The 14,935-nt window shown below is 68.5% G+C and carries 12 protein-coding genes, 2 rRNA genes and 1 riboswitch (1 of these 15 running past the window's edge); of the genes, 13 read left to right on the top strand and 1 reads right to left on the bottom strand.

The window, feature by feature from the left end:
- The 12 genes from OHS57_RS06700 to OHS57_RS06645 all read left to right on the top strand — a co-directional run.
- Positions 1–890 (top strand): 23S ribosomal RNA (locus tag OHS57_RS06700); it begins 2,233 nt to the left of the window's first position.
- Between the two features lie 82 nt (positions 891–972).
- A 5S ribosomal RNA gene (rrf, locus tag OHS57_RS06695) occupies positions 973–1,089 on the top strand.
- 157 nt (positions 1,090–1,246) lie between these two features.
- Positions 1,247–1,855 carry a CDP-alcohol phosphatidyltransferase family protein gene (locus OHS57_RS06690; RefSeq protein ID WP_041991795.1) on the top strand — a complete coding sequence of 203 codons (609 nt, stop codon included), beginning with the start codon at positions 1,247–1,249 and terminating at the stop codon, positions 1,853–1,855.
- Between the two features lie 114 nt (positions 1,856–1,969).
- A complete protein-coding gene (locus tag OHS57_RS06685; RefSeq protein WP_041991797.1) occupies positions 1,970–4,465 on the top strand; it encodes a mannose-1-phosphate guanyltransferase in 2,496 nt (831 codons plus the stop codon).
- A gap of 110 nt (positions 4,466–4,575) precedes the next feature.
- Positions 4,576–5,508, top strand: coding sequence for a DUF881 domain-containing protein (locus OHS57_RS06680; protein WP_328581359.1), 933 nt, complete (start codon positions 4,576–4,578; stop codon positions 5,506–5,508).
- Positions 5,505–5,837 carry a small basic family protein gene (locus OHS57_RS06675; RefSeq protein ID WP_031069011.1) on the top strand — a complete coding sequence of 111 codons (333 nt, stop codon included), beginning with the start codon at positions 5,505–5,507 and terminating at the stop codon, positions 5,835–5,837. The genes OHS57_RS06680 and OHS57_RS06675 overlap by 4 nt, the downstream gene beginning before the upstream one ends.
- A gap of 50 nt (positions 5,838–5,887) precedes the next feature.
- Positions 5,888–6,643 carry a DUF881 domain-containing protein gene (locus OHS57_RS06670; RefSeq protein WP_241778788.1) on the top strand — a complete coding sequence of 252 codons (756 nt, stop codon included), beginning with the start codon at positions 5,888–5,890 and terminating at the stop codon, positions 6,641–6,643.
- 85 nt (positions 6,644–6,728) lie between these two features.
- Positions 6,729–7,679 carry an FHA domain-containing protein gene (locus tag OHS57_RS06665; protein ID WP_078863731.1) on the top strand — a complete coding sequence of 317 codons (951 nt, stop codon included), beginning with the start codon at positions 6,729–6,731 and terminating at the stop codon, positions 7,677–7,679.
- Positions 7,680–7,698: 19 nt separating this feature from the next.
- Complete coding sequence (gene ftsR / locus OHS57_RS06660; RefSeq protein ID WP_328581358.1) at positions 7,699–8,439, top strand: transcriptional regulator FtsR; 741 nt, start codon at positions 7,699–7,701, stop codon at positions 8,437–8,439.
- A gap of 53 nt (positions 8,440–8,492) precedes the next feature.
- The gene (locus OHS57_RS06655) at positions 8,493–8,966 is read left to right on the top strand and encodes a bifunctional nuclease family protein (RefSeq protein WP_033327106.1); all 474 of its coding nucleotides are present in this window, start codon (positions 8,493–8,495) and stop codon (positions 8,964–8,966) included.
- Between the two features lie 178 nt (positions 8,967–9,144).
- The gene (locus OHS57_RS06650; protein ID WP_041991815.1) at positions 9,145–9,732 is read left to right on the top strand and encodes a MerR family transcriptional regulator; all 588 of its coding nucleotides are present in this window, start codon (positions 9,145–9,147) and stop codon (positions 9,730–9,732) included.
- A gap of 41 nt (positions 9,733–9,773) precedes the next feature.
- A complete protein-coding gene (locus OHS57_RS06645) occupies positions 9,774–11,336 on the top strand; it encodes a DNA polymerase IV (protein ID WP_328581357.1) in 1,563 nt (520 codons plus the stop codon).
- Here OHS57_RS06645 and OHS57_RS06640 read toward each other — a convergent pair.
- Complete coding sequence (locus OHS57_RS06640; protein WP_078863977.1) at positions 11,237–11,641, bottom strand: PRC-barrel domain-containing protein; 405 nt, start codon at positions 11,639–11,641, stop codon at positions 11,237–11,239. The two genes, OHS57_RS06645 and OHS57_RS06640, sit on opposite strands and share 100 nt — an antisense overlap.
- 102 nt (positions 11,642–11,743) lie before the next feature.
- Positions 11,744–11,842, top strand: a riboswitch (glycine riboswitch).
- A 177-nt stretch (positions 11,843–12,019) separates the two neighbouring features.
- Here OHS57_RS06640 and gcvP point away from each other — a divergent pair.
- Complete coding sequence (gene gcvP / locus OHS57_RS06635; protein ID WP_328581356.1) at positions 12,020–14,905, top strand: aminomethyl-transferring glycine dehydrogenase; 2,886 nt, start codon at positions 12,020–12,022, stop codon at positions 14,903–14,905.
- The last annotated feature ends 30 nt before the right edge of the window (positions 14,906–14,935 follow it).

Genomic DNA, 14,935 nt, shown 5'->3' with positions numbered 1-14,935 from the left:
GTGAAATTGCACTACGAGTAAAGATGCTCGTTTCGCGCAGCAGGACGGAAAGACCCCGGGACCTTTACTACAGTTTGATATTGGTGTTCGGTTCGGCTTGTGTAGGATAGGTGGGAGACTGTGAAGCTTGGACGCCAGTTCAGGTGGAGTCGTCGTTGAAATACCACTCTGGTCGTGCTGGATGTCTAACCTGGGTCCGTGATCCGGATCAGGGACAGTGTCTGATGGGTAGTTTAACTGGGGCGGTTGCCTCCTAAAGAGTAACGGAGGCGCCCAAAGGTTCCCTCAGCCTGGTTGGTAATCAGGTGTTGAGTGTAAGTGCACAAGGGAGCTTGACTGTGAGACCGACGGGTCGAGCAGGGACGAAAGTCGGGACTAGTGATCCGGCGGTGGCTTGTGGAAGCGCCGTCGCTCAACGGATAAAAGGTACCCCGGGGATAACAGGCTGATCTTCCCCAAGAGTCCATATCGACGGGATGGTTTGGCACCTCGATGTCGGCTCGTCGCATCCTGGGGCTGGAGTCGGTCCCAAGGGTTGGGCTGTTCGCCCATTAAAGCGGTACGCGAGCTGGGTTTAGAACGTCGTGAGACAGTTCGGTCCCTATCCGCTGTGCGCGTAGGAGTCTTGAGAAGGGCTGTCCCTAGTACGAGAGGACCGGGACGGACGAACCTCTGGTGTGCCAGTTGTCCTGCCAAGGGCATGGCTGGTTGGCTACGTTCGGGAGGGATAACCGCTGAAAGCATCTAAGCGGGAAGCCTGCTTCGAGATGAGGACTCCCACCCCCTTGAGGGGTTAAGGCTCCCAGTAGACGACTGGGTTGATAGGCCAGATGTGGAAGACCGGTAACGGTTGGAGCTGACTGGTACTAATAGGCCGAGGGCTTGTCCTCAGTTGCTCGCGTCCACTGTGTTAGTTCTGAAGTAACGAACAGCTGTGTCCATATCCGGTGTAGTTCGACATCTTCATAGTGTTTCGGTGGTCATTGCGTGAGGGAAACGCCCGGTTACATTCCGAACCCGGAAGCTAAGCCTCATTGCGCCGATGGTACTGCAGGGGGGACCCTGTGGGAGAGTAGGACGCTGCCGAACAATTCTTCAGTTAGACCAGGGAAGCCCCTGCACCTTCACGGTGCGGGGGCTTTTCTGCGTTCTGCACCTCCCTCGCACCCCCGTTGCGTCCGCCCGTCCGGCCTGAGGGTAAGGTCAGGAGGCATCGTCGGCACGTTTCTCACATGGAGGCCCCCGGGTGGAGGTCCAGGAGACCCGCGTTCAGACGAACCGGGTGCTCACCATCCCCAACATCCTCAGCATGGCTCGCCTCGTCGGCGTGCCGCTGTTCCTGTGGTTGATCCTGCGTCCCGAGTTCGGTGGCCCCAACAGTGACCTGTGGGCGCTGCTGGTCCTGGCCCTGAGCGGCATCAGCGACTACCTCGACGGCAAGCTCGCCCGCAGGTGGAACCAGATCAGCAGCCTGGGGCGGCTCCTCGACCCCGCTGCCGACCGGCTGTACATCCTTTCCACCCTTGTCGGCCTCACCTGGCGCGAGATCCTGCCCCTGTGGCTCACCGCGGCGCTATTGGCCCGCGAGCTGATGCTTCTGGTGATGGTCGGAATCCTCCGCCGGCACGGTTATCCGCCTCCCCAGGTGAACTTCCTGGGGAAGGCAGCTACCTTCAACTTGATGTATGCCTTCCCTCTGCTGCTGCTCAGTGACAGAGATGGCTGGCTTGCGTCACTCGCCGAAGTTTTCGGATGGGCGTTCGCAGTTTGGGGTACAACTCTGTATTGGTGGGCAGGGATCCTGTATGTGGTCCAGGTCCGCCGGCTCGTCAGAGCGGACACCGTGGCCGATTGAGCCCGTCGTTCTGGTCGTGCCGTGCAGTGTCGCCGGCCCGCGCTTGACGCTTATGCGCCTGCCTCTGACGGGTGACGTCGGCGAGATCGTCTCTTCGAGGAGGATTCTTCCGACATGAAGGCCGTCGTGATGGCCGGTGGCGAAGGTACGCGACTTCGCCCCATGACCTCCAGCATGCCCAAGCCGCTTCTGCCGGTCGCGAACCGGCCGATCATGGAGCATGTTCTGCGGTTGCTCAAGCGCCATGGGCTGAGTGAGACCGTTGTCACCGTGCAGTTCTTGGCTTCTCTCGTCAAGAACTACTTCGGTGACGGCGAGGAGCTCGGAATGGAGCTCACCTATGCCAACGAGGAAAAGCCGCTCGGCACCGCGGGGTCGGTGAAGAATGCCGAGGAGGCGCTCAAGGACGATGCCTTCCTCGTCATCTCCGGCGATGCCCTGACCGACTTCGACCTCACCGATCTGATCGCCTTCCACAAGGAAAAGGGCGCCCTTGTCACGGTGTGCCTCACCCGGGTGCCCAATCCGCTGGAATTCGGCATCACGATCGTGGACGAAGAAGGAAAGGTCGAGCGCTTCCTGGAGAAGCCGACCTGGGGGCAGGTCTTCTCGGACACCGTCAATACGGGCATCTATGTCATGGAGCCCGAGGTCTTCGACTATGTCGAGGCCGACGTCTCGGTGGACTGGTCCGGTGATGTTTTCCCTCAGCTCATGAAGGAAGGCAAGCCGATCTACGGCTATATCGCCGAGGGCTACTGGGAGGACGTCGGTACGCACGAGAGCTACCAGAAGGCTCAGGCGGACGTTCTCGAAGGCAAGGTCGACGTCGATATCGACGGCTTCGAGATCTCGCCGGGTGTCTGGGTCGCCGAGGGCGCCGAGGTGCACCCGGACGCCGTGCTGCGCGGTCCGCTGTACATCGGTGACTACGCGAAGATCGAAGCCGATGTGGAGCTGCGCGAGCACACCGTCATCGGCTCCAACGTGGTCGTCAAGAGCGGCGCGTTCGTGCACCGGTCCGTCATCCACGACAACGTGTACATCGGTCAGCAGTGCAATCTGCGCGGCTGTGTGATCGGTAAGAACACCGACGTCATGCGTGCGGCCCGGATCGAGGACGGCGCTGTCATCGGCGACGAGTGCCTCGTGGGTGAGGAATCCATCATCCAGGGCAACGTCCGCGTCTATCCGTTCAAGACGATCGAAGCCGGCGCCTTCGTCAACACCTCGGTGATCTGGGAGTCCCGCGGACAGGCGAACCTGTTCGGGGCCCGCGGGGTCTCCGGGATCCTGAACGTGGAGATCACCCCCGAGCTGGCCGTGCGGCTGGCCGGCGCGTACGCGACCACGCTGAAGAAGGGGTCGACCGTCACCACGGCGCGTGACCACTCCCGTGGTGCCCGTGCGCTCAAGCGCGCCGTGATCTCCTCGCTCCAGTCCAGCGCCATCGACGTGCGTGACCTGGAGAACGTGCCGCTGCCTGTCGCACGGCAGCAGACGGCGCGCGGCAGCGCCGGCGGGATCATGATCCGTACGTCACCGGGTGTGCCGGACTCCGTCGACATCATGTTCTTCGACGAACGGGGCGCTGACCTGTCCCAGGCCGGGCAGCGGAAGCTGGACCGGGTGTACGCGCGGCAGGAGTACCGCCGAGCGTTCCCGGGTGAGATCGGGGACCTGCACTTCCCGGCCAGCGTCTTCGACTCGTACACCGGGTCCCTGCTCCGCAACGTCGACACGACGGGGATCGCGGAAGCCAATCTCAAGGTCGTCGTGGACGCCTCGAACGGCAGTGCCGGGCTTGTGCTGCCCAGCCTGCTCGGTCGGCTCGGTGTCGACGCGCTGACCATCAACCCCGGGCTCGACGAGTCCCGGCCGACCGAGACCGCCGAATCGCGCCGGTCGGGTCTGGTCAGGCTCGGCGAGATCGTCGCGTCGGCGCGTGCCGCGTTCGGGGTGCGGTTCGACCCGGTCGGTGAGCGGCTGTCGCTGGTCGACGAGCGCGGCAGGATCATTGAGGACGACCGCGCGCTGCTGGTGCTGCTCGACCTGGTCGCCGCCGAGCGGCGCAGCGGCCGGGTGGCGCTGCCCGTGACGACGACGAGGATCGCCGAGCAGGTCGCCGCGTACCACGGCACGCAGGTGGAGTGGACGACCACGTCGCCCGACGACCTGACCAGGGTCGGCCGCGAGGAGGACACGATCTTCGGCGGTGACGGGCGAGGTGCCTTCATCGTGCCGGAGTTCAGCAGTGTCCTCGACGGTACGGCCGCGTTCGTGCGGCTGATCGGTCTGGTGGCGCGTACGCAGCTGACCCTCAGCCAGATCGACGCCCGGATTCCGCGCGCCCATGTGCTGCGTCGTGATCTGGCGACGCCGTGGGCGGTCAAGGGGCTCGTGATGCGCCGTGTGGTCGAGGCGGCGGCGGACCGTCAGGTGGACACGACGGACGGCGTACGGGTGGTGGAGACCGACGGCCGGTGGGTGATGGTGCTGCCCGACCCGTCGGAGGCCGTCACCCATCTGTGGGCGGAGGGTCCGGACGACGCTTCGGCCCAGGCGCTGCTCGACGAGTGGGCGGCGGTCGTCGACAGCGCAGGTCACTGACGAGAGTGACGCAAGTGACGGGAATGTGCCCGGCGGTGTCCTCGGACGCCGCCGGGCACACCGGTGGGGCCATTCGGCGGTAGCGCCCGCGACGTGCGACGATGTGCGGCATGTCGCAGCAGTCCCCCATTCGGAGCACCGCATCGCCGCCCGCGCGGCCGGACGCCTCCATGTCGCTGCTGAACAACGTGATGGACCACAGCCTCGACGACGGCTACGCCGAGGCCGCGGCGCGCAGGGACGCCGAGGAAGGCGGTCTGCCGCGCACGCTGCGGGCGAAGCTCGGTCTGGCGGCGGGGCTGGTGCTCGCCGCCGTCGTCGTCACGGTCGGTGCCGCGCAGGCGCGGATCGCCGCGCCCGTGGTGGCCAAGGAGCGCGACGAGCTCATCAACCGGGTGGACACGGAGACGTCGCGGGCCGACGCCCTGGAGAAGTCCGTCGACAAGCTCCGTAAGGATGTCGGCGACCGGCAGCGCGCCGCGCTACGGAACCACGGCGGGGACAAGGGCGCGCTGGTGGCGTTGCTGGCCGGTGCGACCGAGGTGCACGGCCCCGGGGTGAAGCTCGTCGTCGACGACGCCAAGGACACCGAGTCAGGCGGGGGCGGCGGGCCGCGGGAGAACAGTGACTTCTCCGACACGGGCCGGGTGCGCGACCGCGACGTGCAGCGGGTCGTCAACGGTCTGTGGGAGTCGGGTGCCGAGGCCATCGCGATCAACGGGCAGCGGCTGACGGCCCTTTCGGCGATCAGGGCGGCGGGTGACGCCATCCTGGTCGACAACAGGCCGCTGGTGCCCCCGTACACGCTGCTGGCGGTGGGGAACGCGAAGAAGCTGAGCACCGCGTTCCTGGACAGCGCCGACGGGCAGTACCTGCATTCGCTGAAGGACAACTTCGGTATCCGTACCAGCATTTCCGACCGGGACGAGGTGCGGCTGCCGGCCGCGCCGAGCCTGATCGTACGTATCGCAGAGCCGAGGACCGCCGGCACCGGGACGGGTGCCGGGCAGGGGACGGCTGACACAGGGAAGGGCACATCGTGATCGCCGTACTGGGCCTCGTCGTGGGAGTGGTGGTCGGACTGTTCGTCCGGCCCGAGGTGCCGGCGGTGGTCGAGCCCTATCTGCCGATCGCCGTCGTCGCCGCGCTCGACGCGGTCTTCGGCGGGCTGCGGGCCATGCTCGACGGGATCTTCGTCGACAAGGTGTTCGTCGTCTCGTTCCTGTCGAACGTGGTGGTGGCGGCGCTGATCGTCTTCCTCGGTGACAAGCTGGGCGTCGGTGCCCAGCTGTCGACCGGTGTCGTCGTGGTGCTGGGGATCCGGATCTTCTCCAACGCCGCCGCGATCCGCCGGCACGTCTTCCGGGCGTGAGGCCGATGAACGAGCAGCCGATGAACCATCAGCCGGCGGGCGAGGGGCCGATGAGCAGCGAACCGCCCCCGCAGGACCGTCCGGCCGAGCTGACGGGCCGCCAGCGGCTGGCGGCCGGCCTGTGGCCGCCGCGGGTGACCCGCGCCCAACTCGTCGTGGCCGTCCTGCTGTTCGTGCTGGGCCTGGGGCTCGCCATTCAGGTCAGGTCGAACAACGACGACAGCGCGCTGCGCGGGGCCCGTCAGGAGGACCTGGTGCGGATCCTGGACGAGGTCGACAACCGCACCCAGCGTCTCGAGGACGAGAAGCAGCGTCTGGAGGACCAGCGGACCGGTCTGGAGACCAGCTCGGACCAGGCTGAGGAGGCGCGCAAGCAGACCCTGGAGAAGGAGCAGCAGTTGGGCATCCTGGCCGGTACGGTGGCGGCCCAGGGGCCCGGCATCGTCCTGACGATCGGTGACGGTCACGGCTCCGTCGAGCCGGACATGCTGCTCGACACGATCCAGGAGCTGCGGGCGGCGGGAGCTGAGGCGATTCAGATCAACCAGGTCCGGGTGGTGGCCGACACGCACTTCTCCGGCGCGGGCGGCGACGTCAAGGTGGACGGCAGCGCGGTGGATGCTCCGTACCGGTTCAAGGTGATCGGCAAACCGCAGGATCTGGAGCCCGCGCTCAACATTCCCGGCGGTGTGGTGCAGACGCTGGAGAAGGAGCAGGCCACAGCCACTGTGACCGGCTCGAAGAAGATCATCGTGGATGCCTTGCGACCGGCGGAGCAGCCTGACTACGCTCGGTCGTCATCGTAGTGGCCGGATGGTGCATGGCAGGTGCCACAGGAGGGCATGAGGTTGCGGGGGGTCGGCGCACGATCAGCACGTTGAGTGGTGGAAACTGTCCGGTGGATACGGACGTTGTCAAGATGTCCGGGTCGGCAGGTGTGTTCATTCAGGGTTCGTCCTGCCCCACGGGCGGGTCTGTATCGGTCAAGGGGAATCGCCCGTGAAGTTGTTTGCGAAGTTGTTCGGCAGGAGCGCACGCGAGGAGAGCGGCGGCTCCGCCCGTCACCGCGCGTCACGCCAGGGCCAGAGCGAGGAGGCGAGCGGTGATCGCCCGCTCTTCCGTGATCAGCTCGGTGGCGAGGGCGGTGATAATCCCGGTGGTCACGGCGCGTCGGCTGTTGACCCCGCCGGTCAGGGGCGCATAGGTTTCGGGAAACCATCAACCTCAAGTACGGGTGGAGACTTTCCCACCGGTACGTACGCCACCGACGCCGCAGCGGGGCAGTCGCGGCAGGAGGGTCCCGCCATGGCCTTGCCGGTCTGTACCAGATGTGGACACCGAAACGCCGAAGCGAGCAGGTTCTGCTCCAACTGCGGCGCGCCACTGCGGGCCGGCGCGCCGGCCGAGCGGCCCTCGGAGACGACGTCCACTATTTCCATCTCCGGTCTTGAGGCGTACGAGGCCGAGGCCACCGGGCAGACGGTGCTGCCGTCGCTCTCACCCGAGGCACAGGCCGCTGTCGACGCCCTTCCTGCGGGCTCGGCGCTCCTGGTCGTGCGCCGCGGGCCCAACTCGGGCAGCCGCTTCCTGCTGGACGGCGACCTGACCACGGCGGGGCGTCACCCGCAGAGCGACATCTTCCTGGACGACGTGACGGTGTCCCGTCGCCATGTGGAGTTCCGCAGGGGCGCCGACGGTCACTTCACCGTTTCGGACGTAGGCAGTCTGAACGGCACGTACGTCAATCGTGAGCGGATCGATTCGGTCCTGCTGGCGAACGGCGACGAGGTCCAGATCGGCAAGTACCGACTGGTCCTCTACGCGAGTCCGCTGGGCGTGTGACCCCTCAAAGGGAAGGTCCATGCTGCGAACACCGACGGGCGGTGCCGGACACGGCACCGCCCACACGGGCGAGCCACTGGTGAGCATCGGGGCCGTCCTGGCCCAGTTGCGGGACGAGTTCCCCGAGGTCACCATCTCGAAGATCCGCTTCCTGGAGGCGGAGGGGCTGATCGAGCCGCGCAGGACGCCCTCCGGGTACCGCAAGTTCGGCCCGCAGGACGTCGACCGGCTGGCGCAGGTGCTGCGCATGCAGCGGGACCACTATCTTCCGCTGAAGGTCATCAAGGAGCATCTCGACGCCGTCGGCCGGGGTGAGCGGGCCCCGATGCCCGGCCCCCCGCGGGAGCCGCTGGACGGGTCCTGGACCGCCGACGCTGCGGAGCTGCCGACGGCCGCGCGGATCGGCCGCGCCGAGCTGCTGGCCGCCGCCGGGGCCGAGGGGAGCGAGCTGGCGGAGTGGGAGTCGTACGGTCTCGTCACTCCGATGCCGGACGGCGGGTACGACGTCGAATCCGTCACAGTGGCGAAGCTCATCAAGGATCTGAGCGGATTCGGTCTGGAGCCCAGACATCTGCGGACGATGAAAGCCGCCGCCGAACGCGAGGCCGGGCTGGTCGAGCAGGTGGTCGCGCCCTTGCGCCGGCACCGTAATCCGCAGACCAGGGCCCATGCCGAGGCCACCACGAAGGAGCTGGCGGAGCTGTCCGTACGGCTGCACGCGGCACTGGTCAGCACGGCTCTCGGGGTCCGGTTCCACTGATCTTGGAGGAGTCCGACTACCCAAACCGGCCGGGCACGTCCTAGGGTTGCTGTGTGAACGAGCTCGACGTTGTGGGTGTCCGGGTGGAAATGCCCTCCAACCAACCGATCGTGCTCCTGCGTGAAGTGGGAGGCGACCGCTACCTCCCCATCTGGATCGGACCTGGGGAGGCGACCGCTATTGCCTTCGCCCAGCAGGGGATGGCACCGGCCAGGCCGCTGACCCACGATCTCTTCAAGGATGTCCTCGAAGCGGTGGGCCAAGAGCTCACGGAGGTCCGCATCACGGATCTGCGTGACGGGGTCTTCTACGCGGAGCTGGTCTTCGCCAGTGGGGTCGAGGTGAGCGCGCGGCCGTCCGACGCCATAGCGCTCGCCCTGCGCACGGGAACACCGATCTACGGCAGTGACGGGGTGCTCGACGATGCGGGCATCGCCATCCCCGACGAGCAGGAGGACGAGGTGGAGAAGTTCCGGGAGTTCCTCGATCAGATCTCTCCCGAGGACTTCGGAACCAACAGCCAGTGAGCGGCCGGTGAGCGCTGCGCCGGTCCCCATCAGCGCATTCGGACAGCCCTTCCCCAAAAGGGGACACGCGAAACCACTCTCAGGGTGATTATCACTCGGCGTGGCGAGTGCGGCGATCGTTGACGCACCCCGAGTGACTGCCTACCGTCGTGATGGCAGGTCTAGGACGGAGGTCGGCGTGGGAAGCAGCGGCGACAGCACGGCGGCGGGTCCGTATCCGCTTCAGAGCAGCGCGGCCGACCCTGTGGTCGCCCCGCCCGAGGTCGAGGTCGAGACCGTCGGGTACCGGGGTCCGACCGCGTGTGCGGCGGCGGGCATCACCTACCGCCAGTTGGACTACTGGGCGCGCACCGGGCTGGTCGAGCCCAGCGTGCGACCCGCTTACGGCTCCGGCACCCAGCGGCTCTACAGCTTCCGGGATGTCGTCGTCCTCAAGATCGTCAAACGGTTCCTGGACACCGGTGTCGCCCTGCAGAACATCAGGGCGGCCGTCCAGCATCTGCGCGCCAGGGGCTTCCAGGACCTGGAGCTGATGACGCTCATGAGCGACGGCGCGACGGTCTACGAATGCTCGTCGCCCGACGAGGTCGTGGGCCTGCTCCAGGGGGGCCAGGGGATCTTCGGCATCGCCGTGGGGGTGGTCTGGCGCGACGTCGAGTCGGCCCTCTCCCAGCTGCACGGGGAGCGGATCGACACCGGCGAGACGCTGGTGGGGAACAACCCCGCCGACGAACTCGCCAGACGGCGCCGCGACCGGGCCGTGTGACGAACGGCCGATTGTCAGTGCTCTGAGGCAGCATCGGTGGTGTGAGAACCGCCCCGACCATCCTCCATCTCGACATGGACGCCTTCTTCGCCGCCGCGGAGCAGGCGGCCAAGCCGAGTCTGCGCGGGAAGGCGGTCGTCGTCGGGGGGCTCGGGCCGCGCGGAGTGGTCTCGACGGCCTCGTACGAGGCGCGCAGGTTCGGGGTGCACTCCGCGATGCCGATGGCGCAGGCGCGCAGGCTCGCGCCGAACGCGGCGTATCTCGTGCCCCGCTTCACCGTCTACCGGACGATCAGCGAGCAGGTCATGGAGCTGCTGGGGCGGCTCTCCCCGCTGGTGGAGCCGCTGAGTCTGGACGAGGCCTTCGTGGACCTGGAGGCCGGCGGCTCCGCCGACGACTCGGCGAGCGCGCGGGTGGCCGGTGAGCAGCTGCGCAGGGACATCAGGGCCGTCACGGGACTCACCGGCTCGGTGGGGCTCGCCGCCTCCAAGATGCTGGCGAAGATCGCCTCGGAGCAGGCCAAGCCCGACGGGCTGGTCCTCATAGAGCCCGGCACCGAGCGCGGGCTGCTCGGGCCGATGTCGGTGCGGATCCTGCCGGGGGTCGGCCCCGCCACCGGTGATCATCTGCGGCGCGCCGGGATGACGACGGTCGCCGAGCTGGCGGAGGCCGGCGAGGACGAGCTGGTCCGGCTGCTGGGCAAGGCGCACGGCAGCTCGCTGTACCGGATGGCGCTGGCCCACGACGAGCGTCCCGTGGTGTCCGACCGGGAGGCCAAGTCCGTGTCGGTCGAGGACACCTTCGACGTGGATCTGCACGACCGGGTCCGGGTGCGTACGGAGGTCGACCGGCTGGCCGACCGGTGCGTGGAGCGGCTGCGCGCCTCCGGGCACTCCGGGCGGACGGTGGTCCTCAAGGTGCGGCGCTACGACTTCTCGACGCTGACCCGTTCGGAGACGCTGCGCGGGCCGACGGACGACGTGGGAGTCGTCCGCGAGGCGGCGGGGCGGCTGCTGGAGTCCGTGGACACGACCGGCGGGGTGCGGCTGCTGGGGGTCGGCGTCACGGGACTCGCCGACTACACACAGGAAGACCTCTTCGCCCAGGCGGCCGCCGAAGGGCCCAAAGCGGCGGCCGCCGAGGCCGCGGAGTCGGCGGAGCCCGCCGAGTCCGCTGCCGGGCCGCCGGAGCCCTCCGCGGAGCCCGGCGGCTCTCCCGGCGGCGGGCCGCCCGCGATGCCCGCAGAGGCCCCGACAGCGGCCGTGGAGGTCCCGGCCCCGGCTGAGCGGCGCTTCGCCGCCGGGCATGACGTGCATCACGCGGTCTTCGGACCCGGCTGGGTGCAGGGCAGCGGCCTTCGCCGGGTCACGGTGCGCTTCGAGGTGCCGGGCTCGCTGCCCGGCCGGGTACGGACGTTCTGGGTGGACGACCCCGACCTGGAGCCCGCCGACCCGCTGCCGCTGGTGCCGCTCGCGCCTGCGGACACGGACCCAGCGGCGCCGGATCAGTCCTCCTGGCCGGCCAGACGGCCGAAGTCCCGCTGGGAGTCCCCGTCCGACAGGGAAGCCGGCCGCTCGGACGGCTCCGGGAGGGCGAGGCCGTAGTGGTGGTAGAGCTGCAGTTCCTGCTCGGGGGAGAGATGCCGGCCGACACCGAAGTCCGGCGCGTCCTTGATCAGGGACCGGTCGAACGGCACGCGCAGCGCCTCGTCCACCAGCGTGCTGGGGCTGAGGGGTACGAAGGCGTCGTGGCTGAACAGCCCCGTACGCACGGCGGCCCACTCCGGGACGCCTGTCGCGTCGTCGAGATAGACCTCGTCCACCGTGCCGATCTTGTGGCCGTCGCGGTCGAACGCCTTGCGGCCGATCAGGCTGCGCGGATCGATATCGCTCTCCACGGTCCCTCCAATTGGTCGCAACTGCTGGTAAAGACTACAAAAGTGCAGATCCGGCAAGGCGGCCACTCGAAAAGTTGGCCTCAAGCGCTCGCTGGTAGGCTGGCAGACGGCTGTCGACCCCGTGCGGGAGAGTCCTCCGATTGAGATCATCGGAGGCGCCGAAGGAGCAAATCCTCCCCGGAATCTCTCAGGCCCCCGTACCGCACGGACGAGGTCACTCTGGAAAGCAGGGCGGATGCCGCGAGGCAGCCGCTCTCACCGACGGTGAAAGCCGGGCCGCCGCAGGGCGGGCCGGTGAAGCTCTCAGGTCGAGATGACAGAGGGGGAGGCCGCCCGGGCACCCGCGTCTTGGTGCCCCTCGCAGGTCGTGTCGACCAGGAGGCCTCCGTAATGACCGCCAACCGCATTCCGCTCGCACAGCTGGAGCGAGGCACCCCCTTCGAACAGCGCCACATCGGTCCCGACGCCGGCGCTCAGGCGAAGATGCTCGCCCAGGTCGGTTACGGCTCGCTGGACGAGCTGACCGCCGCGGCCGTGCCCGACGTGATCAAGAGTGCGGAGGCGCTGCGGCTTCCCGACGCCCGTACCGAGGCCGAGGTCCTGGCCGAGCTGCGCAGCCTCGCCGACCGCAACCAGGTGCTCGCGCCGATGATCGGCCTCGGCTACTACGGCACCTTCACCCCGCCGGTGATCCTGCGGAACGTGATGGAGAACCCGGCCTGGTACACCGCGTACACGCCCTACCAGCCGGAGATCTCCCAGGGCCGGCTGGAGGCGCTGCTCAACTTCCAGACCGTAGTCGCCGACCTCACGGGACTGCCCACCTCGGGCGCCTCCCTGCTCGACGAGTCCACGGCCGCCGCCGAGGCGATGGCGCTGTCCCGCCGGGTCGGCAAGGTCAAGAACGGCGTCTTCCTGGTCGACGCCGACACCCTGCCGCAGACGATCGCCGTGATCCGGACCCGCGCCGAACCGACCGGCGTCGAGGTCGTCGTCGCCGACCTGACCGACGGCATCCCCGCCGAGGCCGCCGAGCGCGGTGTCTTCGGCGTCCTGCTCCAGTACCCCGGCGCCTCCGGTGCCGTACGGGACATCGCGCCCGTCGTCGAGCGGGCCCACGAACTCGGCGCCGTCGTCACCGTCGCCGCCGACCTGCTCGCGCTGACGCTCCTCACCTCGCCCGGCGAGCTCGGCGCCGACATCGCCGTCGGCACCACCCAGCGCTTCGGCGTCCCCATGGGCTTCGGCGGACCGCACGCCGGCTTCATGGCCGTGCGCGAGACGTTCGCCCGCAACCTGCCGGGCAGGCTCGTCGGGGTCTCCGTCGACGCCGACGGCGACCGGGCGTACCGGCTGGCCCTCCAGACCCGCGAGCAGCACATCCGCCGCGAGAAGGCCACCAGCAACATCTGCACCGCCCAGGTGCTGCTCGCCGTGATGGCCGGCATGTACGCCGTCTACCACGGCCCGGAGGGACTGCGCGCCATCGCGCAGCGCACGCACCGGTTCGCCACGCTGCTCGCCGAGGGGCTGCGGGCCGGCGGCACGGAGATCGTCCACGGCACGTACTTCGACACCGTCACCGCGCGGGTCCCCGGCCGGGCGGCCGACGTGGTGGCGGCGGCACGCGAGAACGGCGTCAACATCCGGCTCGTCGACGCCGACCATGTCTCGATCGCCTGCGACGAGACCACCGGCCGGGTGCAGCTGTCCGCCGTGTGGACCGCCTTCGGCGTGGACGCCGACATCGACGCGCTCGACGCGACGGCCGACGACGACCTGCCCGAGGCGCGGCTGCGCTCCGACGACTACCTGACGCACCCCGTCTTCCACCAGCACCGCTCCGAGACGGCGATGCTGCGCTACCTGCGCAGGCTCGCCGACCGCGACTACGCGCTGGACCGCGGCATGATCCCGCTCGGCTCGTGCACCATGAAGCTGAACGCGACCACGGAGATGGAGTCCGTCACCTGGCCCGAGTTCGGCGCGCTGCACCCCTTCGCCCCGGCCGACCAGGCGCAGGGCTATCTGACGCTCATCCGCGAGCTGGAGGAGCGGCTCGCCGAGGTCACCGGCTACGACGCGGTGTCGCTCCAGCCCAACGCCGGCTCGCAGGGCGAGTTCGCCGGGCTGCTCGCCGTACGCGCGTACCACCGCGCCAACGGCCAGGAGGGGCGCACCGTCTGCCTGATCCCATCCTCGGCGCACGGCACGAACGCGGCGAGCGCGGTCATGGCCGGTATGAAGGTCGTCGTCGTGAAGACCAGCGACGACGGTGACGTGGACGTCGCCGACCTGCACGCGAAGATCGAGCAGTACGGCGACCAGCTCGCCGTCCTGATGGTCACCTACCCGTCCACGCACGGCGTCTTCGAAGAGCACATCACCGACATCTGCGCCGCCGTGCACGACGCGGGCGGCCAGGTCTACGTGGACGGCGCCAACCTCAACGCGCTGGTGGGGCTCGCCAAGCCCGGCAAGTTCGGCTCGGACGTGTCCCATCTGAACCTGCACAAGACGTTCTGCATCCCGCACGGCGGCGGCGGCCCCGGCGTCGGCCCCGTCGGCGTACGGGCCCACCTCGCGCCGTACCTGCCCAACCACCCCCTCCAGCCGGCCGCCGGACCGGAGACAGGTGTGGGACCGATCTCAGCCGCCCCCTGGGGCTCGGCGGGCATCCTGCCGATCTCCTGGGCGTACGTGCGGCTGATGGGCGGCGAAGGGCTCAAGCGGGCCACCCAGGTCGCGGTGCTGGCGGCCAACTACATCGCCAAGCGGCTGGAGCCGCACTACCCGGTCCTGTACACGGGCCCCAACGGGCTGGTCGCCCACGAGTGCATCGTGGATCTGCGGCCCCTGACGAAGGCGACGGGCGTCAGCGTCGACGACATCGCCAAGCGCCTCATCGACTACGGCTTCCACGCGCCGACGATGTCCTTCCCCGTGGCCGGCACGCTGATGATCGAGCCGACCGAGAGCGAGGACCTGGCCGAGCTGGACCGGTTCTGCGAGACGATGATCGCGATCCGCGCCGAGATCGAGAAGGTCGCATCGGGCGAGTGGCCCGCCGACGACAACCCGCTGCGGGGTGCTCCGCACACGGCGGCGGCCCTGGGCGGCGAGTGGGACCACGCGTACAGCCGTGACGAGGCGGTCTTCCCCGCCGGGGTCTCGGCGGCCGACAAGTACTGGCCGCCGGTGCGCCGGATAGACGGCGCCTTCGGTGACCGCAACCTGGTCTGCTCCTGCCCGCCGCTGGACGCGTACGACCACTGAGGTGACCACCGACAGCGGAGAGTGACGAGG

The organism is Streptomyces sp. NBC_00370 (assembly GCF_036084755.1).
GTDB lineage: Bacteria > Actinomycetota > Actinomycetes > Streptomycetales > Streptomycetaceae > Streptomyces.
Note: the sequence above shows the minus strand (reverse complement) of the source record. Positions and strands in the feature narration are given on the sequence as shown.

Excerpts from the sequence above, each read along its gene's own strand:
- OHS57_RS06685 (WP_041991797.1), top strand. The coding sequence starts at position 1,970 with ATGAAGGCCGTCGTGATGGCCGGTGGCGAAGGTACGCGACTTCGCCCC.
- OHS57_RS06680 (WP_328581359.1), top strand. The coding sequence starts at position 4,576 with ATGTCGCAGCAGTCCCCCATTCGGAGCACCGCATCGCCGCCCGCGCGG.
- OHS57_RS06670 (WP_241778788.1), top strand. The coding sequence starts at position 5,888 with ATGAGCAGCGAACCGCCCCCGCAGGACCGTCCGGCCGAGCTGACGGGC.
- ftsR (WP_328581358.1), top strand. The coding sequence starts at position 7,699 with ATGCTGCGAACACCGACGGGCGGTGCCGGACACGGCACCGCCCACACG.
- gcvP (WP_328581356.1), top strand. The coding sequence starts at position 12,020 with ATGACCGCCAACCGCATTCCGCTCGCACAGCTGGAGCGAGGCACCCCC.